This window comes from Variovorax sp. 10N420 (assembly GCF_056394705.1).
The window spans coordinates 454,658-476,308 of the sequence record NZ_JBFTIJ010000002.1 but is presented as its reverse complement, the minus strand read 5'-3'; the positions used below and the strand labels follow the sequence as shown (position 1 = coordinate 476,308).

Annotated in this window: 23 protein-coding genes; 6 read left to right on the top strand and 17 right to left on the bottom strand. The window is 64.7% G+C overall.

Translation table 11 applies throughout. The annotated features are described in order from the left end of the window. Positions 1-12 precede the first annotated feature (12 nt). A complete protein-coding gene (locus tag AC1DEK_RS06680) occupies positions 13-1,218 on the top strand; it encodes a glycosyltransferase family protein (protein ID WP_478124428.1) in 1,206 nt (401 codons plus the stop codon). Positions 1,219-1,246: 28 nt separating this feature from the next. Continuing rightward, a complete protein-coding gene (locus AC1DEK_RS06675; RefSeq protein WP_478124427.1) occupies positions 1,247-2,413 on the top strand; it encodes a hypothetical protein in 1,167 nt (388 codons plus the stop codon). On the opposite strand, the gene AC1DEK_RS06670 is transcribed toward AC1DEK_RS06675, so the two are convergent. From AC1DEK_RS06670 to AC1DEK_RS06645, 6 genes are all read right to left on the bottom strand, one after another. Beyond that, the gene (locus AC1DEK_RS06670) at positions 2,398-4,227 is read right to left on the bottom strand and encodes an ABC transporter ATP-binding protein (RefSeq protein WP_478124426.1); all 1,830 of its coding nucleotides are present in this window, start codon (positions 4,225-4,227) and stop codon (positions 2,398-2,400) included. The genes AC1DEK_RS06675 and AC1DEK_RS06670 overlap by 16 nt on opposite strands. 136 nt (positions 4,228-4,363) lie before the next feature. Continuing rightward, entirely contained in the window at positions 4,364-4,591 is a 228-nt protein-coding gene (locus AC1DEK_RS06665) for a hypothetical protein (RefSeq protein ID WP_478124425.1), read from the bottom strand. An 8-nt stretch (positions 4,592-4,599) separates the two neighbouring features. Then, entirely contained in the window at positions 4,600-4,935 is a 336-nt protein-coding gene (locus AC1DEK_RS06660) for a hypothetical protein (RefSeq protein WP_478124424.1), read from the bottom strand. 130 nt (positions 4,936-5,065) lie between these two features. Then, on the bottom strand, positions 5,066-5,554 hold the full coding sequence (locus AC1DEK_RS06655; protein ID WP_478124423.1) for a hypothetical protein: 489 nt from the start codon (positions 5,552-5,554) through the stop codon (positions 5,066-5,068). Positions 5,555-5,575: 21 nt separating this feature from the next. Further along, positions 5,576-6,730, bottom strand: a complete 1,155-nt coding sequence (locus AC1DEK_RS06650) for a zinc-dependent alcohol dehydrogenase (protein ID WP_478124422.1) — start codon at positions 6,728-6,730, stop codon at positions 5,576-5,578. A gap of 121 nt (positions 6,731-6,851) precedes the next feature. Next, positions 6,852-7,757, bottom strand: coding sequence for a 1-acyl-sn-glycerol-3-phosphate acyltransferase (locus AC1DEK_RS06645; RefSeq protein WP_478124421.1), 906 nt, complete (start codon positions 7,755-7,757; stop codon positions 6,852-6,854). 64 nt (positions 7,758-7,821) lie between these two features. Here AC1DEK_RS06645 and AC1DEK_RS06640 point away from each other — a divergent pair, with 64 nt between their 5' ends. Next, positions 7,822-8,763 (top strand): LysR family transcriptional regulator, encoded by a 942-nt coding sequence (locus AC1DEK_RS06640; protein WP_478124420.1) that lies wholly within the window; start codon positions 7,822-7,824, stop codon positions 8,761-8,763. 6 nt (positions 8,764-8,769) lie between these two features. Here AC1DEK_RS06640 and AC1DEK_RS06635 read toward each other — a convergent pair whose 3' ends face one another. Genes AC1DEK_RS06635 through AC1DEK_RS06615 form a run of 5 tightly spaced genes read right to left on the bottom strand, consistent with a single transcriptional unit; the run spans position 8,770 to position 14,188 of the window. Beyond that, positions 8,770-9,747: a Bug family tripartite tricarboxylate transporter substrate binding protein gene (locus AC1DEK_RS06635; RefSeq protein ID WP_478124419.1), complete on the bottom strand. Its 978-nt coding sequence runs from the start codon at positions 9,745-9,747 to the stop codon at positions 8,770-8,772. Continuing rightward, entirely contained in the window at positions 9,744-11,336 is a 1,593-nt protein-coding gene (locus tag AC1DEK_RS06630; protein WP_478124418.1) for a bifunctional 3-(3-hydroxy-phenyl)propionate/3-hydroxycinnamic acid hydroxylase, read from the bottom strand. The genes AC1DEK_RS06635 and AC1DEK_RS06630 overlap by 4 nt, the downstream gene beginning before the upstream one ends. A 2-nt stretch (positions 11,337-11,338) precedes the next feature. Next, positions 11,339-12,202, bottom strand: a complete 864-nt coding sequence (locus AC1DEK_RS06625; RefSeq protein ID WP_478124417.1) for a fumarylacetoacetate hydrolase family protein — start codon at positions 12,200-12,202, stop codon at positions 11,339-11,341. Positions 12,203-12,257: 55 nt separating this feature from the next. Further along, complete coding sequence (locus AC1DEK_RS06620; protein WP_478124416.1) at positions 12,258-13,157, bottom strand: VOC family protein; 900 nt, start codon at positions 13,155-13,157, stop codon at positions 12,258-12,260. Further along, positions 13,154-14,188, bottom strand: a complete 1,035-nt coding sequence (locus AC1DEK_RS06615) for an amidohydrolase family protein (RefSeq protein ID WP_478124415.1) — start codon at positions 14,186-14,188, stop codon at positions 13,154-13,156. Before AC1DEK_RS06615 ends, AC1DEK_RS06620 begins: the two co-directional genes overlap by 4 nt. Before the next feature lie 201 nt (positions 14,189-14,389). Here AC1DEK_RS06615 and AC1DEK_RS06610 point away from each other — a divergent pair, with 201 nt between their 5' ends. Further along, a complete protein-coding gene (locus tag AC1DEK_RS06610; protein ID WP_478124414.1) occupies positions 14,390-14,812 on the top strand; it encodes a COG4315 family predicted lipoprotein in 423 nt (140 codons plus the stop codon). Between the two features lie 4 nt (positions 14,813-14,816). Further along, positions 14,817-15,500 (top strand): cupredoxin domain-containing protein, encoded by a 684-nt coding sequence (locus AC1DEK_RS06605; protein ID WP_478124413.1) that lies wholly within the window; start codon positions 14,817-14,819, stop codon positions 15,498-15,500. Between the two features lie 41 nt (positions 15,501-15,541). Here the strand turns inward: AC1DEK_RS06605 and AC1DEK_RS06600 are convergent, their stop codons facing one another. Next, positions 15,542-16,138: a hemerythrin domain-containing protein gene (locus AC1DEK_RS06600; protein WP_478124412.1), complete on the bottom strand. Its 597-nt coding sequence runs from the start codon at positions 16,136-16,138 to the stop codon at positions 15,542-15,544. Between the two features lie 122 nt (positions 16,139-16,260). Next, positions 16,261-16,470 carry a hypothetical protein gene (locus AC1DEK_RS06595; protein WP_478124411.1) on the bottom strand — a complete coding sequence of 70 codons (210 nt, stop codon included), beginning with the start codon at positions 16,468-16,470 and terminating at the stop codon, positions 16,261-16,263. Positions 16,471-16,731: 261 nt separating this feature from the next. On the opposite strand from AC1DEK_RS06595, the gene AC1DEK_RS06590 reads away from it, so the two are divergent. After that, positions 16,732-18,714, top strand: coding sequence for a hypothetical protein (locus AC1DEK_RS06590; RefSeq protein WP_478124410.1), 1,983 nt, complete (start codon positions 16,732-16,734; stop codon positions 18,712-18,714). Between the two features lie 106 nt (positions 18,715-18,820). On the opposite strand, the gene AC1DEK_RS06585 is transcribed toward AC1DEK_RS06590, so the two are convergent. From AC1DEK_RS06585 to AC1DEK_RS06570, 4 genes are all read right to left on the bottom strand, one after another. Next, positions 18,821-19,201: a helicase SNF2 gene (locus tag AC1DEK_RS06585; RefSeq protein WP_478124409.1), complete on the bottom strand. Its 381-nt coding sequence runs from the start codon at positions 19,199-19,201 to the stop codon at positions 18,821-18,823. Positions 19,202-19,348: 147 nt separating this feature from the next. Next, positions 19,349-19,561 carry an N-acetyltransferase family protein gene (locus AC1DEK_RS06580; RefSeq protein WP_478124700.1) on the bottom strand — a complete coding sequence of 71 codons (213 nt, stop codon included), beginning with the start codon at positions 19,559-19,561 and terminating at the stop codon, positions 19,349-19,351. Positions 19,562-19,883: 322 nt separating this feature from the next. Then, positions 19,884-20,150: an MgtC/SapB family protein gene (locus AC1DEK_RS06575; protein ID WP_478124408.1), complete on the bottom strand. Its 267-nt coding sequence runs from the start codon at positions 20,148-20,150 to the stop codon at positions 19,884-19,886. A gap of 332 nt (positions 20,151-20,482) precedes the next feature. Further along, a complete protein-coding gene (locus tag AC1DEK_RS06570; RefSeq protein ID WP_478124407.1) occupies positions 20,483-21,640 on the bottom strand; it encodes a type 1 periplasmic-binding domain-containing protein in 1,158 nt (385 codons plus the stop codon). Positions 21,641-21,651: the final 11 nt, after the last annotated feature.

The following is a 21,651-nucleotide window of genomic DNA, read 5'->3' as shown; positions in this document are numbered from 1 at the left end:
TCAGAGAATTCCATGACACGGCTCATCGCCTTTTCGCACCTTCGCTGGGATTTCGTCTACCAGCGCCCGCAACACCTTCTCTCCAGACTGGCAAGAACATATCCGGTGGTCTTCATCGAAGAGCCGGTGCGGGATGACGTGCCGCGGCTCGAGCGGCTTCACCCGGCACCGGGCGTCGAAATCCTTCGACCCCACTTGCCGGGTGCTGCGATGGGCTTTCACGACGATCATTTGCCGGGGTTGCGCTCGCTCCTCATGGAATACCTTCGAACCGAGCAGCCGGAGCCGTACTGGCTCTGGCTCTATACGCCCATGGCGCTCCCGCTGGCTGCCGAGTTCGATCCGATCGGCATCGTGTATGACTGCATGGATGAGCTGTCGGCTTTCCTGAAGGCGCCGCGCCAGTTGCTCCAGCGAGAGAACGCCTTGTTGAAAACGGCGGACGTCGTCTTCACGGGAGGCACCAGCCTGTACCAGGCCAAGCGGCTGCGCCATCCGAACGTCTATTGCTTTCCGAGCAGTGTCGATGCGGTGCACTTCAGCGGCTCGGCAAGCGACCCTGGGGAGCATCCGGCACAAGCCGATGTGCCTCACCCCCGGCTCGGTTTTTATGGAGTCATCGACGAGCGCCTGAACCTGGATCTCGTCGCTGCCATTGCGGACAGGCGCCCTGATTGGCAGATTGTCATGGTGGGGCCTGTCGTCAAGATCGACCCGTCGACACTGCCGCGCAGGCCCAACATCCAATGGCTGGGACAGCGCAGCTACGAGGAACTTCCCGCGCTGGTGGCGGGCTGGGACGTGTGTCTGCTGCCCTTTGCGCTCAACCAGGCGACGCGCTACATCAGCCCCACCAAGACGCTCGAATACCTGGCGGCCGATCGCCCGGTCGTCAGTACGCCCATCAAGGACGTCGTCGACTGCTTCGGCAGCGTGGTGGGCATTGCCTCCACACCGCTCGAGTTCGTCGCGCGATGCGAAGCGGTGCTGGCCATGGACGAAGCCGCACGCGCCAAAGCCGCCCGTGCGCGCGCGGCCGTGGTCGCCAGCACGTCGTGGGACAAGACGGCGGCGAGCATGTTGGCGCTGCTGGAGGCTGCGAGGTTCAATCAGCAGCAGGACGCGCAGCCCCCGGGAACTGAATTGCTCCCGGCGCCGCTGCTGGCGGACGCCGGCGCCAAGGTCGACACTCGAATGGTCGTTCCGCTGGACCGCTGAACCGCACGGAAACATGTTCGGAGAGTGCATGAACGGGCGCGAGGCTGCTCTGTTCAAGAGCTTCTGGATAGCGGGATTCGAAGGCGCCGACCACGTGAACAGCCTCGGGCAGACGCTGTCGATGAACCGCGCGAACGCGCACTGGGACCTGATCGAGGACGACTACAGGCGGCTCGCGGACTTCGGCATCGCCACCGTGCGAGAGAGCGTCGGCTGGCGTGAGTTCGACACAGGCAGCGCCGGTCCGCGGCGGCTCACGCACCACGCGGAAGTGGCTCGGCGGTGCGGCGTGCAAGTGATCTGGACGCTTCATCACTACGGTGTGCCGCCGGGAGTCGATTTCTTTGCGGCGGACTTCGGGGCACGCTTTGCCGACTTTTGCGAACGCGCGGCACGTTGTCTCGTGCCGCTGACGGAGGGTGTACCGATCTTCCAGCCGATCAACGAAATCTCTTACCTGAGTTGGGCGGCGAGCGCCGGTGCATTGATAAAGACCGGTCAAGCGCCCGGCCCGGCCGCCGGCGATGCGATGAAGCGGCAGCTGGTGCGAGCCACCCTCATGGGATGCGACGCGCTCTGGTCGGTCGCACCGCAAGCGCGCATGGTGCACACGGATCCGATGATCCACGTGATCGGCCCCGCGGACGGCACGGAGGCGCAGCAGTGCGAAGCACAGTCGGTCGCCGAGTCGCAGTTCCAGGCATGGGACATGATCTCGGGAAGAACAGAGCCGCAACTCGGCGGCGCGCCTCGCTACCTCGACGTGATCGGCGTCAACTACTACCACCCCAACCAGTGGGAGCACCCGAGCAACGAGCGACTGCATTGGCATCTGGACGACCCGCGACGGCGGGACGCCGCGGACATGCTGCGCGAAGTCAGCCAGCGCTATGGCCGCCTGGTGTTCATCGCGGAGACCGGCCACATGGGGCATGGCCGGGCGGACTGGCTCGACTACATTGCATCGGCGGTGCGCCGCTCCGTCGCCGCAGGGGTGCCGATCCAGGGAATCTGCCTCTATCCGATCGTGGACCGCCCCGACTGGCTGGACCCGGCGCACTGGCATCGAAGCGGCCTCTGGGACTTGCCCGACCCTCTGGAGCAACCGGAGCGCCGCGTCATCGATCGACCGCTCGCGCGGCGCCTGCGCTATTGGCAGGAGCTGCTGCCCCGGCACGCTCAGGCCACGTTCTGACCCTTGGCCTGCGCGTTCCAAAGCCGCTGGTAGAGCCCACCGGCACGACGCAGCTGCTCGGGATGGCCGTCCTCGACGACCCGGCCCTGGCAGAGGACGACGATGCGGTCGAAGCTCGCCACGGTCGAAAGCCGGTGCGCAACGGCAACCACGGTGCGTCCTTCCATGGCGCGATGCAGCGCGGCGTGGATCTGGCGCTCGGCAGCGGTGTCGAGCGCCGAGGTCGCCTCGTCCAGCAGAAAAATGGAGGTGTCCTTGAGCATCGCGCGTGCAATGCCGACGCGCTGGCGCTGCCCTCCGGAAAGCCTGACACCGCGTTCACCGACGAGTGTCTCGTAGCCTTGCGGAAAATCCCGCACGAACTCATCGACGTGAGCCGCCTCGGCGACCGCTTTCAGTTCCGCGTCGGTGGCATCCGGCCGCCCATAACGCAGGTTCTGGCTGATGCTGCGATGCAGGAGCGAGATCTCCTGCGGCACCACGGCGATGGCTGCGCGCAGGCTCTCCTGGCTCACCGTGCGCACGTCCTGTCCGTCCACGATCACTGCCCCGGCCTGCACGTCGTGCAGCCGCTGGATCAGCCCCAGCAGCGTGCTCTTGCCCGAGCCGGAAGGGCCCACGATGCCCACGCGCTGGCCGGCTGGAATGTCCAGCGAGAAGTTCTTCAGCACCGGTGAACCATCCCGGTATGCAAAGTCGACGTCCTGCAGCCGGATGCTCCCCGCGCCCGGCTGGAAGGCCTTCGCTCCCGGCGCGTCCTGCGGGTCATGCGGAATGGCGATCACGCCCAGCATCTCCCGAAGCACACCGACGTGCTGCGTGGCCTCGACGAACGCGAGTGCGAGTTCGCGCGAGCCGTGCAAGATGCGGAAGCTCAGGGCGCTGACCAGGACCACGTCGCCTGCGGTGCTGGTGCCTTCGAGCCAGCGGTGGATGGACCACGTCATCATCGTTCCGGTCATGATCCAGACGCACACGTCGTGCAGCACTCGCGCCTGCTCGAGAAACAGCCAGCTGGTGCGGTGCGCCTGCCCTTCGCTGCCCGTCACTTCCGCGACGCGGCGGATCTCGCGCTCGCGCGCCGAGAAGGACTTGATGGTCCAGAGATTGCTGACGAGGTCGACCAGTTCGCCGGTGACCTTCGAGTTCGCCGCCGCATAGGCCTGGTGCAAAGGCCGTCCGCGCCGACCGAACAGCGCGAGAGCCGCGGCCATCAGCAGAACGAAGCAAACCAGTGCGACGGCCATCCAGGGCTGGATGGTCATCAGCAGGACGACCGCGCCGAGAAAGTCCACGCATGGCGGCGCGATCCGCCAGGTGAGCGTGGCGATGAGCGCGCCCGTAGAGCCGGCCGTCGCAGTGATGCGGCCGCCCAGCGCCCCGGAACTGTTGCGCGTGACGAAATCGACCGAATGGGCGCTGAGGTAGGCGAAGAGCCGCGTTCGCACGTCAATGCCGACGTCGACCACTGTGTTGCAGCCGATCCATCCACTGAGCCGCCAGAAGACGCTCTCTGCCATGACGAGGCCGATGAAGAGCGTCAGGAAGGCCCAGACGCTCTCCGCTGGCCTCTGCAAGGACATCGCGTCGACGATGAGCTTCATTCCGTACTGGGCCGCCACACCCAGCGACGCGGCCATGATGATAGACAGCCAGAGTGCCGAGAACTGCCACCATCTCCGGCGCACCAGCCAGGCAATGAGCTGTCCCGGCTGCTGCGACAGCGGCTCTTCCCGGTGTTCTTCACGGACTCGCGGCCGGCCTTGCGTCCGCGGCAGGTGCGCTGGAGCTGTCTGTTCGTGATCTATGCGCATCGGAGCGGCATGTTGATGAATGCTCGAATCTGGCGAGCGCGAACGCGGACCGGATCGGTGGTTGGCCCGACGCTGTGTAGGCGACGCCTCGCATCGCGCACCGCGCACGGGCCAGGCACGGGCCAGGCTTCACGCCTCAGTGGACGGCCTCTGATCCGGCGATCGCCCACACGTCCACTTTCGACTTCGCAAGACATCGGAGCCGATCGCGCAGGTCCTTGGGCCGAGACTTCGCGCTTCCGACCGAGAGGCGAGCCTTGAATTCATTGTTCGCAAAGAGATCGGCATGGCCGAAGACGCGCTTGCCCGCCTGGTTCACCTTGATGTCGATCTGCACGCCGCGGTATACGAGCGGACTCGCCATCGCCGCTTTCATGGCCGGTCTCCCCACGTCGGACGACGCGAACGGACGACGGCGTCCAGCCTCGATTTCCACCCCTTGGGTGGGCTGTGAGACTGGACGTGGGACATCGGCACGTCTCCCGGATACCCGTAGCGGGCGAGTTCTTCGCGTCCCTTCTCGGTGATCGCGAGCACCTGGGCGGCGTCGGAGGGCCCCGAAAGCGTGAGTGGATCGGATGGCGCCGGTGTGAGCGCGATCACGAGTCCCGCAGCGCGCAGCAGTTTGATCTGATCGATCTCGGCCCGCGTGCGAAACGTAGCCGGCAGCGGCGAGCCGGCGAGTTGCCTGAGCATGTCCATGGCCATTTTCTGGTCCTCCTTTTCTCTCTGACCAAAGTGGAACGCCGGAAAAATAAGGGCCGCGGCGACCCTCTTCAAGCCGGCGGAGCGGGCGACAAAGTAACGAATTTTTTCGAACCCGCGAAGTGAGCGCACCTCAGTAGCGCGTGCGCCTGCGCGGCTTCAGCCAGAGATAGAGCAGGCCGCTGACCGCCACGACCGTCAGCGCCTTGCGGGCGGCGCCCATGGGGTTGTGCTTCAACTCGGCACGTCCGCCCATCTCGGCGTAGATCCTCGGCACATGGCCGTGCGACAGGTCTTCGATGAGCCCTTCACCCACGTTGATCCGGTCGGCCAGGAGCAACAGCATCCAGTGGCGAACGTCGTTCTCGCTGTAGCGGAAGGCGATGCGCCTCAGGCTTCCGCTCATGCCCCGCGGCGGTTGGGGCGTGCCAAAGACGGGCGTGATGCCCGGCCGCTCGATGGAGCAGAGGATCTCGACGTTCCTCGGCTGCTGCTCCGGCTTGTCCCAGTGAACGCCCTCGAGGCGCGGCGGAGTCCGCTCTCTCGGATATGCAGGCCGATTGGCATGGTCCAGGTCACTGCCCCAGCCCTTGATGTGGCTGTGCTTGAGAGGTGCTTCCATACGGTTCTCCTTGCGGGGTGTTCAGAGCGTGGCGCCCGGCGGAATCAGCACAGGCTTGATGCAGCCGTCGAGCTTGCTCGAGAAGATGTGATACGCATCGGACACTTCTTCGAGAGGGATCCGGTGCGTGATGATCTTGTGCGGCTCGATGTGGCCGGCCTGGATGTGTTCGATGAGCCGAGGCAGATGGCGCTTCACGCTGGCCTGGTTCATTCGCAGCGTCAACCCCTTGTTCAGCGCATTGCCGATCGGCACGGCATTGAACGTGGTCCCGTAGACGCCGACGATCGACACCACCCCGCCCTTGCGCACCGAGTTGATGGCCCAGTGCAGCACCGTCGACGCGCCCGCCTGCAGCTTGAGCTTGATGCCTGTCAGCCGCTGCAACGCACTGCCGGCCGCTTCGCATCCGACGCAGTCGATGCAGACGTCGGCGCCCATCCAGTCCGTCATCTTCTTGATGTGAATGGCCATGTCGTCCACATACTTGAAGTCGATGGTCTCGCACTGCGCATAGTTCTTGACGAACTCCAGCCGGTACTCGAGGTGGTCGACCACGATGACGCGCGAGGCGCCGAGCAGCCATGCGGACTTGGCCGCGAAGATGCCGATCGGGCCGGCGCCGAAAATGACCACCGTGTCGCCCTCCTCGATCTCGCCCATCTCGGCGGCTTGGTAGCCAGTGGGGAGCGCATCGGTGAGCATCAACGCGTCTTCCAGCAACAGCTCGTCCGGAATCTTTGTCGGGCCGATGTCGGCAAAGGGCACGCGCACGAATTGCGCCTGGCCGCCGTCGTAGCCACCCGCCGTGTGCGAGTAGCCATAGATGCCGCCGACCGCCGTCGCTTCGGGATTGGTGTTGTGGCAGTTGCCGTACAGCTCGCGCTGGCAGAAGTAGCAGGTGCCGCAGAAGACATTGAACGGCACCAGGACACGGTCGCCGACCTTCAGGTTCTGCACCGAGCTGCCCACTTCCTTCACCGTGCCGACGAATTCGTGGCCGAAGGTGGTCCCCACGCGGGTGTCCGGCACCAGCCCATGGTAGAGGTGCAGGTCCGACCCGCAGATGCAGGACCGCTCGACCTGCACGATGGCGTCATTGGGGTGCTCGATCACCGGATCGGGCTTCTGTGCGGCTCGTACGCGATACGGGCCCCGGTAGTTCATTGCAAGCATGCGCGCTCCTTGATCGTTGGACCGACCAAGCTAGGAGCCGACGCAGGCGGCCCTCCGTGAGGCATCGGGCGTAAGGGCTGTAGGCGGCATCCTGCGATCGGCCCGCGGGTGGACGCAGGTGCTAGGCGATGGCGTGTGAAGACGATCCGTTCGCAAGGATGAGTTTGTGCATCTGCGCGGCGATCAAGACATCGAGCGCCTGCGCTCCGTCAGATCCAGCTTGCGGCGGGTTGCCGCATGTGACCCCGAAGGTGACCCGCGCCACCAGACCGCGATAGCGCGGAAAGGCCACCTGCAATGCGGCAGCGAGCTTTTCCTTGTCGCGCGCGGTGCGGCGAAGGAGGGTCAGCGGATGCCTTTGCGCATGCGGCGAAATGACATGGCTCACCAGCGCGGGCACGAACCGGGTCCGCGGCGCCAGCCGGGCAAACAGCGTGTAGCTGCTCGACCAGTTCAACAAGGACGCTGCGGCCCGCTGCACGCCGAAGGCTGCGGGATCGGGCTCGATCTCACCCGCCGGAAAGGTCAACAACGCGCCCCCTTCCTGCAAGTGCCTGGCGGCCGTCCTGAGCACGGCCATGCGTCCGCCTTCGTGGCGCCCGCCTTCCTCATCAGGCAGGAAGATCAGTTGGCGCGCCACATTAGGCAAGGCGCGAAGGAACGGGCGATCCAGGGCGATCACCCGGAGGTCGGGGCGGGATGCCAAGCTGGTGAAAAGTGCGACCGTGTCGGTCATGCCCGGATGATTCGCAAGGATGACCACCGGCCCTTGTGGTGGAACGTGCTCCAGCCCCGATGTGACGATGCCCGCGGTCATTCGCTTCATCAGCCAGGCGCTGCCCTGCGCGAGACCGTGCTCGCCCACACGGGTATCGAACTCGTGCGCGGTCCGGGCGAATCGGTGGGCGGCGGGCCGGAACAAGCGACGCAACGGCGTGCGGTGCAGGCGCGACAGGCCCGTCGAATCGAGCAGATCGACGACGTTGAGCTCGGTCAGTGTCTCTACCAATGGCGAGGCGGCGGTCATCCCTGGATCTTCATGGTGTGCGCAATGATGCCGCATGATCTCCTGGCTTCCTAGAATCCACGGCATGAATATCACCGACGTGGACCTCAACCTGCTGGTTGCCTTTTCGGCGATGTCGGAGCACCAAAGCGTGACCAAGGCTGGCGAGGCGGTCGGGCTGAGCCAACCTGCGATGAGCGCGGCGGTGCGGCGGCTGCGCGTGCTGTTCGGAGACGCGCTGTTCGTCAAGACGGGCGCCGGCATGCAACCTACGCCGCGCGCCATCGAATTGAGCGAGCCGATCAGGCGCGTCGTGGAGGCGATCAAGACCGAAATCCTCCCTGCCTCTGAGTTCGACCCCGGCAGCGCTCGCAAGCAGTTCTCGATCGTCACGCCCGACATCGCGGAGGTTCACTTCCTGCCGCAGATCCTGTCGCGCCTGGCACAACTGGCGCCTGGGTGCTCATTGCGCACGTTGTCGATGGCGCGTCATACGGCGGCCGATGCATTGGCGTCGGGCGCTGCCGAACTCGCGATCGGCTACCTGCCGGATTTGCAGAAGGCCGGCTTCTTCATGCAGAAGCTGTTTCGCAACGACTACGTGTGCATCGTGCGCAGCGCGCATCCTGTGATCGGCGAGCGCATCTCGCTGAAAACCTACCTGGCCGCTTCGCACGCGGTCGTGAGCCCCGATGGCCGCGAGCATCTGCTGGAGCAGGCTTTGCAGCGCCGCGGCTTGCAGCGCCATGTGGCGGTGGGCCTGTCGCACTTCATGAGCCTGCTGCCGATCATCGAAAGCTCGGACCTCATCGCAACCGTGCCGCGCGATCTGGCGAACATCTGCGTGCGCCACGGAAACATCCGCATCGTCGATCCGCCGTTCCGGTCACCGGTGGTGGAGGTGCATCAGTTCTGGCACCGCCGCTTCCATCAGGATGCGGCCAGTGCTTGGCTGCGCTCACTCGTGCATGAACTGTTCGGCGGCGATGGCCTGCGCAGCTCGCCGGCTGCGCGCAAGCGGTCCTGATCCCGTCTATTCAGGGAGCAGCCCGATCTCGGCTGCGATCTGGCCCAAGCGCTGATGCTCGGCACGCAGATAGGCATCGAACTGCTGCGGCGAAGTGGGCGGCGCGGCGATCGGTCCGATCGCCAGCAATTTCTCCGCGAAGGCCGGCTTCTCCAGCATGGCGTTGATGCCGGCATTCATTCGCGCAACGATGGGCGCTGGCGTTCCAGCCGGGGCGACGACGGCCATCCAGCCGACCATGTCGAAGCCCGGCAGAGTCTCCGCCAATGCGGGCACCTTGTCCCAACCGACGATGCGCTTGGGCGAAGTGACGGCCAGCATGCGCAGCCGACCGCTGCGCACGAGTTCGGCGGTGGAAGCCACATCGGCCACCAGCGAATCCACCTGGCCGCCGATCAAGTCCTGCACACCCGTGCCGATGGAGCTGTAGGCCACCAGGTTCGCTCCCGCGCCGGTGCGCGCATTGAAAAGGCGCGCGATCATGCCGCCGAAAGTGCGCGGGCCCTCGTTGGCGAGCGACAGCTTGCCCGCATCGGCCTTGCTGCGCGAAACGAGATCGGCCACGGACTTGAAAGGCGACTGCGCATTCACAAGCAGCGCGAACGGACTGTTTGCCACGAAGGCCACCGGACTGAAGTCTTTCAAGGGGTCGTACGACAGCGACTTGAAGAGATAGCTGTTGGTCACCAGCGCCGCCGTCGTCGCGAAATAGAAGGTGTAGCCGTCGGGTGCCGCATGCTTCACGGCCTGTGCGCCAATCACGTTCTGGCCGCCCGGCTTGTTGTCGATGACGAAAGGCTGGCCGACCGACTGCGACAACCCATCGCCGAGAAGGCGGGCCACGTTGTCGGGCCCGGAGCCGGCCGGCTGGGACAACACCAGCCTGATGGGCTTTGTCGGCCAGGGCTCCTGCGCGCGCACGAGACCATAGGGCGCGAAGATGGTTGCAATGGCAAGCTGGATCTGGAAGTCTCTTCGTTTCATCTTGGGTCTCCGGGTTGTTTGTGGGTTCGGACTTCCGGCGAGCCGAGCCGGGCCGCGAGGCTGGCGAGTTGCGCCGCGAGTTCAGCCGGTGTCGCGGCTACGCCGTAGACGTAGCGGTCCGGCCGGACGATGGCAGCGCCGCAGCCGTGGCGGCGAAACCATGCAGCCGCCACGTCCTCGGTCTCGCGCAGCGCATCCAATCGAATGGTCTGCAGAGTGGGCCAGGCCGCCAGAGCAGCGGGGCCGGCTTCATCGAAAGCCGCATCGAGCACCAGCCACCATCCGTCGCCGGCCAGCGTGTCGAAGCGAATCCGCTCGCCGCCCTGCTCAAGCCATGGCTGGGGAAAGATCGTGCCGACTGCTGCGCTCGCCGTGGGCGACAGCAGTCCGCCCTGCAACCTCGGAATGACATCCTGTCGTGGCGTGTCCACCACCATCCCGCCGCCCTGCGCCAGCAGATGGGCATCGCGCTCCCGCCCCTTTGCCGGATCGCGCTCGCAGATCACGGCACCAATGTCCTTGATGCGCGTGGTCAACTGGCGCACATGCTCGCCGCGCTCGACGCCGTAGCTGTCGAGCAGCGACTCGGTGGCGTCCGCTCCCATGTTGTCGCGCAGCACCGCGCGCAGCTTCCAGCTCAGGTTGGCTGCATCGCGAATACCCTGGCACATGCCCTGTCCAAGAAACGGCGGCTGCTGGTGCGCCGCATCGCCCGCGATGAAGACGCGGCCGCGGCGCCATTGCTTTGCCACCAGCGCATGGAAGCGATAGCTCGCCTGGCGCCAGAGCTCTCCGTCGGACGGCGTCATCCAGCGCGCGAGCAGTTCCCAGGTACGCGCCGGCGTGGCGGCCACTTGCGGGTCCTCACCTTCCTTCAGCGAGATCTCCCAGCGCCGATGCCTGCCCGGCCCAATGAGGAAGCTGCTCGGACGCGCAGGGTCGCAATACTGCACGCTGGTCTTCGGCAGCTTCGCCAGGCCGCGGTCGTTCGCCAGGACGTCGATCACGAGCCAGGGCTCGTCGAAGGCCAGGTCTTCGAGTTCGAGGCCCATTGCTTCACGAATGCCGCTGGAGGCCCCATCGCAGGCAACCACATAGCGCGCGCGCACAGTCCGTATGTCGCCCTCGGCATCCTTCACATGCAATTGGACGCCGGCTTCGTCCTGCTCGATGCGGATCACCTCCGAGCCGAGCGCGGCCGTGACGCCGGGCATGCGCGAGACATGCTCGCGCAGCTTCTTCTCGATAGCCGGCTGGGTGAAGACGTTCGAGGGCGTATAGCCCAGCGGATAGGGCGGATCGACCATCGTCATGCGCTTGATCAACTGCCCGTCGACGCCAAAATATTCCGACGGAGTGAACGGCTCGACGTCCGATTCGATCTTGTCGATGACACCGATCTGCTGAAACACACGCAGGATCTCGTGGTCGATCGCAATCGCCCGCGGCTTGTCGTACACCTCGGTCGAGCGGTCGCAGACCCACGTGCGCAGCCCATAGCTCGCGAGCAGGCCGGCCGCCGCAGCACCCGACGGGCCGAAGCCGATCACCGCGACGTCCACGATGTCGCGTGTCGAGTCGTCCGTCATCGTCAAGCCTCTTCGTCGACGATCGGATTCACGAGGGTCCCGATGCCTTCGATGTCGACTTCGAAGCGGTCGCCATGCTTCATCCAGACGGGCGGCGTCCGGGCCTGCCCGACACCGGCGGGCGTGCCCATCACGATCACATCGCCGGGTTCGAGCGTCAGGCATTCGGTGAGCAGGGCGAGCGTCTCGGCCACGCCCCAGATCATGTCGGCGGTGTTGGCGTCCTGCATGACCTCGCCGTTGAGGCGGCCCTGGATCCTGAGACCCACCGCGCCCGGCGGCAGTGCATCGGCACTCACCAATACCGGGCCGAAGCCGCCGGTCCTGTCGAAGTTCTTGCCGATGGTCCATTGCGGCGTGCGCTTCTGGTAGTCCCGTACCGACATGTCGTTGAAGCAGGTGTAGCCGAAAACGAGCGACAAGGCATCGTCCTGCGAAACATGCTTGCCGGACTTGCCGATCACCACCGCGAGTTCGGCCTCGAAGTCGAATTTCTCCGAAACCCTCGGCCGCAACCCAGGTTCGTTCGCCGCAAGCAGGGATGTCGCGCCACGGTAGAAGAACCATGGATACACCGGCTTCTCGCGGCCGCCCTCCTTCGCATGGTCGTAGTAATTGAGACCGAGGCAGATGATCTTGCCGGGCTCGGGGATCAGCGGCGCGAACTTGATGGCGCCGAGGCGAAGGCGCGGCGCAGACGAGGCGATGGCAGCGGTTGCCGCTCCGGCCAGGTCCGCGCCCGCTCGCAATGCCGCGCGCAGATCCGCCGGCACTTGAGGCTGGGCCTTGTTCAGGTCGATGACGGCATCGCCATCGACAACGCCGAGCCGGGGCGCGCCCGCTTCGATGAAGGTCACGAGTTTCATTGAGTTCTCCGTTTGGATTCTTTTGCCGTGCTCATGCACGCATGCACCAATGCACTCATGCAGGCTTGAACAGCACCCGGCGTTGCGCCTCTTTGAGCCGCGCGCTCGGTGGCTGCGAAATACCCCAGTGGTCGACCCGTCCGGGCGGCCACTTCCAATCTTCCGGACGGCCTGCCACGTAGCTGTCGTCGATCTGCTCGACCTCGGCCGTGTACTCGATGACGATGCCGAACGGGTCGATGAAGTAGTTGAAGGCGTTCGCGCCCGGACCATGGCGACCCGGACCCCACTCGATCGGATGGCCCGCGTCCTTCATCCGGCCGCCGCCGCGCATCACCGAATCGAGCTCGGGCATCATGAAAGCGATGTGGTTGAGCGCGTCGTTGTCCGAGTCGCCCAGCGCGATGCTGTGATGGTCGCGGTCGCAATTCATGAAAGCCATGATGCGGGTCCGGTCCGCCAGCGTGAAGCCCAGCGCCTGTTCGAAAAAGCGCTGGGTCGCCTCCACGTCGTGCGCGTTCAGCACCGCGTGCGCCAGCCGGATCGGCCGGTCCCTGACTTCCGTCGCTTCGGGGCGCCGCGCGTCGCCATGCACGACCTCGATCACCCGGCCGTCGGCATCGGCGATCAGCATTGCAATGCCGCCCGATGGCTCATCGCTCGCGCACGGCGCCTGGAGCACGCGGCCGCCGGCAGCCGCTGTTGCATCGGCAATGTGATGCAAGGCCTTTTCCGAGCGGGCGCGCAACGTGACCTTGCGAATCGCCGGTGCGAGGCCGCCGCGGTGCAGGGCCAGCAGATGGTGATCGGCACCCGTGCCGCGCAGGTAAAGCACCTCGGCGCTCCGCGCGGCGACTTCGAGGTTCCATGTGCCGGTATAGAAAGTCTCGGCCAGCGCAAGATCGGGCACGTCGAGCGAGACGCTGCGCAGCCCCGCGATCCACGGTGAACTCATGGGGAACTCCTTGTCTCAATGCCCAGGAAGGCTTCGGCGTTCAGATGAACGAGCCGCGCCTGCGTGGCCTCGTCAAAGCCTGCTTCGGCCACGCGTTGCGCGGGCAGGCGCTCGTGGAAGTTGAATGGATAGTCGCTGCCGAGCATCAGTTGCCCGTGGCCGAACGTCTTCACCAAGTGCTGCAGGGCAGGCGTGTCGAACACGAGGGTGTCGTAGTAGAGCCGGCGGGCCTGCTCCACCGGTGACAACTGAAGAGCCTCTTTCAAGGCGGGGAAGACCTGCCAGCCCTGCTGCAGCCTGGGCAACAGCGCACTCAGGGTGCCGCCGCCATGGCTGAAGGCAATGCGCAGGCGCGGGCGGCGCAACATCAGGTTGCTGGTGATCACTGAAGCAGCGGAGAGCCCCACTTCGGTGGGGTAGGCGAGCACTTGCTGCAACGGCGGCGGCCCGACCAGCCGGTCCATGCCCGTCGGCTTCACGGCATGAACGAACACCGGCATGTTCAGCGCCTCGCACGCCTCGAAGAAGAGATCGAGGCTCGGATCGCCCACGGGAACCCCATTGACGTTGCTTCCCACTTCGATGCCGACGAGGCCCGGCGTTCGATGGATGTGCTGCAGCTCCGCGATGGCGGCATCGATGTCCTGCAAGGGCACCGCGCCAAAGCCCAGCAATGCACCTGCCGACTCGTCCACCATCGCAGCGATCGTCTGGTTGAGAAAGCGAAGCAATTGCTGCGCTGCGGGAGCATCCATCCAATACGACAGCAGCTCGGGCATCGGCGAGATCACCTGGCGCGCGAGCCCCATGGACGGGAGGTCGGCGAGCCGCTTCGGCACGTCCCAGGCCTTGTCGGAGACCGTGCGATAGAGCTTGCCCGCGATCATCACGTTGCGATGACATTCGTGCGCCGGTGCCATCGAAGGCCATTGCGCCGGCAGCTTGCTGCCAAGGTATGCAGGGAAGTCCCGCGGCACGACATGCGCATGCACGTCGACACCGCAGCGGCATGTCATCGTTGCGTTGCCCATCCAGTTGTCTCCAGCTCTATGGGGCCGAACTCTAGACAGAAGCGCCGCATCGATGAAGATGATTCCGTGAATACATTGAATTCATGCGGTGGATGCGCCCGCAAACGAAGCTTCGTGGCCGTGACAAAGTGCGCAGTGGCGTTGCTGTATCTAAATGTTTAATACACCGCGATCTCAACAAAACTCCAAAGGAGCCACTCCGTGCGCCACTCAATGCGTCGCTCAATGTGCAATGCCGCCATCAGTCTCGCCCTTGTCTCCGGCCTGCTCGCCGGTTGCGCGACCAAGGCGCCAACGGCCGCCAACGTCTCGAAAATCAAGCTCGTCAACGGAATGCTAGTCGACGACAAGGGGATGACGCTCTACACCTTCGACGACGACAAGCCGAACACGGGCCGTTCGGCCTGCTATGGCAATTGCGCCGTGACGTGGCCGCCGGTCCTCGCTGGCGAAGGCGTCAATCCGACGGGCAATCTCTCGGTGATCACCCGCGCCGACGGTGCCAGGCAGTGGACATTCAAGGGTCAGCCGCTCTACACGTGGCCCGAGGACCAGGAGCCCGGGGACGTGTACGGCGACAACTACGACAAGGTCTGGCACGTCGTGAAGACGGGCCAGCTGTAAGCGTATGCAGAGCCACTCCTCACCCCGGCGCGTCTTGGGCATCCGCAGTTCGGTGGTTGCCCTCGCCGGTGCGCTTCTCTGCGCACTTTGCTCGGCGACGCCGCTTCAGGTCAGCGTCATCGACAAGGACGGACAACCCGTGACCGACGCGGTCGTCGTCGTGGTCACGACCTCGAAGGCGGCACCGTCCCGTCCGTTGGCCAAGGAGGTGACGATCAGCCAGGAGAAGATGCGCTTCGTTCCCGCAGTGACCCTGGTACCGGTCGGCGCAAAGGTTCACTTTGTCAACAACGACCCATGGGATCACCACGTGCGGGCTTCAGCCGCCGGGGTCGCGCAATTCGATGTCGGGCCCGCAGGCGGCTTCGAACTGATGATCGCCGGCAAGCCCGAAGGCAAACCCGGCAAGACGGCCGACGCGGCTTTCGACAAGGCCGGCCCGGTGCTGCTCGGCTGCCATCTCCACAGCTCGATGCGGGGACACGTCTACGTGAGCGACTCGCCCTGGGCCGCAGTGACGGCCGCCGACGGCCTCGCCACGCTCGACGTGCCCGAGGGCGCCGCGACCATCAAGGTGTGGCACGCAGACCAGCTCATCGACATCGCGCCGCTCCAGGTGGTGCTCGGAGACGGGCCGGCCAAAGCGACCTTGCAACTTAACGTGGTTCCCCGGCGCAAGAGGATCTGAGGGTCTGAAGGCTCTGCCCGCGCGTGCTGCGCGCGCGGCCGTCACAAATGCGGATGTGCGCTCTTTGAGCGCGCTCTCGCCCGGCCGATGGCCAGCACGCTGAGCGCCGCCGCAGCCGCGAAAGCAAGCGCCGCTGTGTTGCCCGACACCGCGCGCCCCATGTCGAGCGCGATCTCGCCCGTGCGTGGCGCAACCAACTGGAGGCGCCGCTTCGTCAACTGCGTGCCCAATTCGCCGAGCTGGTCGCGCATCTTCTGCTCGGCCGCGGGAAAAACGATGGTTTCCTCATCGGCCACGTGGTGAATGACGTCGCGCATGAGAGCCATCACTGTCTCGTCGTAGTCGATCGCCTCGGGCTCCATCTGGCGAAGCAGTTTGATCAGCCGCTTCATCTCATCGTGCTCGTGCAGGCTTTGCTGGATGCGCTCGCCGCAGATCTCCCGCACCGCCGGATAAAAAATCTCTTCTTCCAGCTGCGCATGTATCTCCAGGGAGGTGCAGATGGTGTTCACGAGACCCTTCTTGACGCGCGTGGGCGCATCCACCTTGAACTGGTGGAACGTGGACATGACATGCGTATGGTCCAGCCGAAGCATATTGGTCGCGCTGGGCATGATCTGGGAGACGAGACTGGTCATGAGACCTCCAATAAACAGTGATGGCTCATTGAAAGATCAGCACTGCGATCCTCCCGTCAGAAAGAGGCGAGCGCGCCGCGCGTCTGCATCCTACGTAGCGCTGCCGAGCGGCGCGGCTAGCATCACCGTGGCCGAGGTGCCGCTTCCGGCGTCAGCGCCTCGCGGCCCTTGTCGGTGATTCCGTAGACCATGACTTCATCCAAGTCTTCAGAAAGGCCCGCTTTGACCAGTCCGGCGGCATTGAGGAGCATCACTTTTTCAACCCTCTCGCCATCGTGGAAAAGTTGCGGAAAGGGCCCTTTTCCCACCTGGGCCAGAAGTTCAAACGGCATAGCTTTTGTCTCCATCGTCTTGCGCTAAAACGGAAAAAGCCCCTCGCCAAGGAGCCTTGCGCGAGGGGTCTGTGGCAACTCCGGCGTGCGTTTGCGTGCCGAAATCGTCGACGCACCATATGCCCCGGTGACCAGGGGCTGTTCAGAGGTTTTCGCAGCCGCGCGTAGGACAGCGCTTATTGTCCGGAATCGTCCACAACGCGTCGCGCGCTGGCACCATAGTGCGGGTCGGCAAGTGCGTTGATCCTGACCCGAGGTTTCATGAAAAAACTCTCTTCGCGTTTCTTTGGTTTCTTTGGTTTCTTCGTACTGCTGCTGGGGTCCGGCGCACTGGCGCTCTGTGGAAGTGCCCATGCCCAGCCCAAATCACCAGCGCCAGCAGCGGCCCCGAAGACTCAGGCGCCCCCGAGCGGTGCACACGGAAGGGGCGACATCGTTGATTCCAAACTGGCGGTGATCAGGAGCTCGTATGTCCAGATGGCGAGCCAGCTCAGCAGCGACGCCGGCATCGCCTACCGCTATGGGCCGGACGCGCAGGCCTACGGCACGGCCAACACCGGGCCTGCCCTTGCGAAGCGGGAGGACACGCGGCTCACGGAGCCGGCGCAGAACCTGCCGTTCTACTGGTCCGTTGGCGGCCCGGTGACGGCGGACGCGGGCCCCTTCTCCACGAACCAGGCCAACGCGATCTTCGTAGCGGACGATCCATCACAGCGCGTCGGCGTCAGCCTGCTCCAGGTTTCCGCCTACATGTACAACGTGTTTGCCCAACTGCCCCAGCTTCCGTGGCAGATCTACCAGGCAGGGCAAGGCATCGACACGCCCAACGTCATGAACTACAAGGCTGCGGGCATCACCAGCGGCAATCCTGTGGCCATTGGACGCTGCTCCGGCCGCACGGGTTTTTGCGCGGAAGCCGTGGTCGCCTTTCAAAACGGCGTGCTCGGCGCGGTAGGCAGCAACACGGCCAGCAACAACGCCACAGCCAGGCTCGCGCCCAACAAGGTGCCGACCGGCGTGGCCGTGACCAACGGCAACGAATTCGCACTGGTCACCGTCTGGGACACCGCAGCGATGAAAGGCCAGGTCGCCGTGGTGGCGCTCGCCGGCTTGTGCGACGGCTGCGACGCAATGAATGCCGCGGAGCACAAGGCGGACGGCCGCTCTTACGCAGCCTGGCACAACTGGTGGAACGACTGGATCGGCGTCTACCCAGGCTTGCCCAACATGGGCAACATCGCCTTCATGAAGGTACTGGGCTATGTCGATCTGCCCGGGATGACGGCGCCAACCGAGATTGCGGTCACCACCGGCCTGGACCAGTTCAGCACGGTGCAGGGGGGCGGCATCTTCATGGGCGCCGACCACTCGCCCCTGCACAAGCATTGGGCGAGCTTCGTTCGCGGCGGACCCAACTACGATCGCTACGCCAAGGGCGGCGTGGCCGTGGTGATATCGAAGTCGGAGCAGAAAGCGGCCTTCATCGATCTGAGGCCACTCTTCAGCTACTTCAACGACACCTACTTCAGCCCCAACGTCGTCAGCACATCCAATCTCGGACGCGCACCCAACCACTGGCCCTTCGCCTTCGAGCACGTGCCCTCGCAGATGCCGGAGGTGATCAAGACGGTATCGCTCGGCGCCCGGCCCACCGCCGTGAAGACGACCATCTTCGGCAGCAATCAGCGCGCCTGGATTGCCACGCAGGACGGCACGCTGCACATCTACAGCCTGGGCGGCTTTGCGCCGGGTGCCGTGGTCGCCACGCCGAAAGCCGATGCGGATGCCATCGCCGAAGTCGGCACGGTGACCGGCATCGGCCGCAATCCGACGTCCCTGGCCACGTCGAAGGGCGAACCGGGCAAGTGGGACGGCGAACCGATCAACCAGCAGGTGATCGTCGGCTCGCGCGGCGACAACCGGATCTCTTGGGTGCGCTTCTCGAAGGACGGCAACACCGGCAGCGTCGTTCGCACGATCAAGCACAACCTGCTGACGGATCTCGTCGCAGTCGAAGAGGCCGACAATTTCGCCAACGGCAATCACGTAGTGAGCGTGGCCGACTACGCGGGAAGGGCCGTGCGCAACTATCGCTATGGGCCCGTCGTCTTCGCGGACGGCGGCGCTTGCCCCGCGCCCAAGGGGTGCCCGGTCAATGCGATCAACGGCAGCATCGCCGAGTACGGGGGCGCCCTGTCGATGCCCGGCAAACCTTTCCAGATCTCAACGGCGAACGTGCCCTGAGGCGCGCAAGGCTCCTGTTTGCTCCCTACTCGTGTGGGGGCAGATCCCCTTCAACAAAAAAAAGCCGGGACACGAGCACCGGCTTCTTTGCCTTGAGTTGGCCTACTCACAGGGGAAGTCCGCGCCCGCGCGAAGCGGCAAAGGCTTGGGACCGCACGCTGGCGCGATCGACGACGCCGACGGCTACGCTGCCGACGCCTTGCCCATAGCCTTCCGCGTACGGGTTCGCGCTGTGCGCGGCCACAACTGCATCGTTGCGCACGTAGGTGCGAGCGACCGATGAGTTCAGCCGCGGCGCCACGCGCGAAGAGACACCTTCGGCGTACGGGTTGTCGCTGTGCGCGGCAACGACGGCCTGAGAGCGGACGTCGCCGCGTTGGTTGACAGACACGGGCGCGTGCACGCCTTCATAAGTTTCCGCTTGAGCGGCGATCGCGGCCAGGAGCGAGACAGCGGCGGCGGCGGCAATGATCTTCGAGGTCTTCATTTCGGATTCCTTCAATGGTTGGGATGATTTGCAACAGAACATCGGATGAGGCCTGTCAGATGAAGTTTGCGACAGCTGGCCGAATAGAAAAACCGCTCATCTCGCACTGTTGATTTGTGAACATCGCAAAAATGCTCGCAGGTGTTCTCATGACTGCTTCTGAAGATCCAGACGGAGCGTCGTCACGATCCCCGACAGGCGAAGGGCAGTGAATCCAAACCGTCGGGCAAGCGCAAGCACTCCTACGTTGGTTGCGAGCGCATGCCCGCTCAATTGGCGGAAGCCATATCGGCGCGCTGCGTCGATGAGGCGTGACATCAATTCGCGCCCGAGGCCAAGCCCCTGCCAGGCATCCGCCACCACGATGGCAAAGTCTGCCTCTTGCTGCGACTACCTCAGCGGCAAGGTGCGGGTCTTCATCGATTGGGTCATTGCGCTGTTCGAGCGACACGAACATCTGAAGCGGCCACACACCTCTCCCTAGCGTCCTGAGGCGCCGAAGCGCGTCGGCGATCACCACTATTGCCGTTCGAACAAAGGTCGGTTTCACCGTGCCCTCTGGATAGCTGGGCGACCTATCCCTAGAGTCTCCTCATTGGTTCCAATGGAACTACTTAGGAGACGGCGATGAAGCTATGGAAATTCATTGAAGAGCATCACGAAGACTTCGGCGCCGCGCTCTTCATCCTGCCGTGCCTGTTGGCAACGTTCTCGATCGCCGGCGTTGAACAGAGACTGAAAAGACGAAGAGTGCAGTCAATCCCACAGCCGGCAAGTAGAAGCCGACGCCCACCAGAATGCCGATGGCCGAAGAACCCCATATTGACGCCGCAGTGGTTAACCCGCGGACATTGAGGCCCGTCTTGACGATGAGACCTGCCCCCAGGAATCCAATGCCCGCCAGGATGCTGCCGATCACTCGAGTGGGGTCCCCCTCGGTAGCATGCACGGTCCCCCCAATACCAAAGCCACGGGAAGCCCGCCAGCAGGGTCACCGCACAGGAAGTGGTGCACACCAGACAATAGACCTGGCTGCCCGCGGCTCGCCCGCTGAAGTAGCGTTCGTAGCCAACGGACCAGCCCAGCAGCAGCGCAATGCCCATGTTCGCCACCATCCAGAGGCCGGCGCTATGCCAAGCGGTGCTGAGGTCGAAATGAGGCATGCGAGCTCCGCAGAGAAGCTCTTGCCCTGCCGCAGATACGGTAAGGCGCCGCGGCGGCAGAGCATCTCAGGCGGCGATTTAAGCACCGCCCGAGCGATCCGTCGAGGTTCTGTGAGGCTCAACCGACGAAGTTGCCGTTTCCGTTGAGCAGTGTCTGGCTCACGAATTCGCTCGCGCGCCCAGCTTGGTTGAAAGCGAGGTGCCAGCCATCGAGCTCGAGTGGGCGTCGACGCTGGAATTCCGCAAGCACGCGTGCGCGCGTCGGATTGGCGCCGACCCCCGCGAGTACCGTCGCCGTGTAGCGCCCTGCCAAATAGCCGGCCAGGCTCACCGGCGACGGCGCCTCGTCAAACAGACGCTGCAGGGCCGCCCGGTATGCGAGGACCACGGGCAACTTGCTGGTGAGTGGGTTTGGAACCACATCGGTGAATATCACCGGTACCGACTTCCCGGGGTTCAACTGCATGAATGTATTTGTGTCGCTGTCCGACAGGCACACCATGTAGCGCTGCATGCCGCGCTTGCTGAGTCCCCGCGTGAACAGCGACAGTTCGATGCTGCCACCCATGAACAAAAGGTAGAACGGTGCGCTCGCCGGCAGACGCGAGGCGAAACCAGCGACGTCCTGGTCGGGCGGCACGACGATGTCGCGCGTATTCACTTTCAGGCGGCTCGCCATGGCGGCCATCCCGCCGTGCATCGCCTGTGCGTGACGCGGGTTCGGGTAAACGACCCCGAGTTCGCTCACGCCAGCCACCGCGAGCGCCTTGAGTACATGGCGGACCTGATCTTCGCGCGAGGCGAAAAGCGCGAACAGGCGTGGATCCCCATCCATCCGCGAGTCCGCAAGCCAGGGCGCGACATGCGCAATGTCCATGCCCAACTGCGCGGATTCGGCAAGGCTCGAAAGCGCCAGCTCCTCGCCTACCGCGCCCAAGATGGCGACCTGAGCCGGGTCATTCCTGACGTCCTGCAAAGCGCTGCGGACCGCCGCCTTCGTGCCATCGGTCTCGACGGTGGCGAGTTGCGGCACCGGCACCTTCGATTTCTTCAGTTCGGCGAAGGCCAGGCGAAGTCCGGTCGAATAGTCGCGTGACAACTGCTGCTGGTCTGGCGACATGTCGAGCAACTGGGTCACCCGCAAGGCGCTGACATCGAGCGGTCGCGACTGCGCGTGGACGAATGAAACGGGCGTGGAAAGAGCGGCAAAGCTGGCGATTCCAGCCGCGCTGCGGAGGAAGCGCCGCCGATGATGGACTGTTATGGACGAATTCATCGGGCGCATCC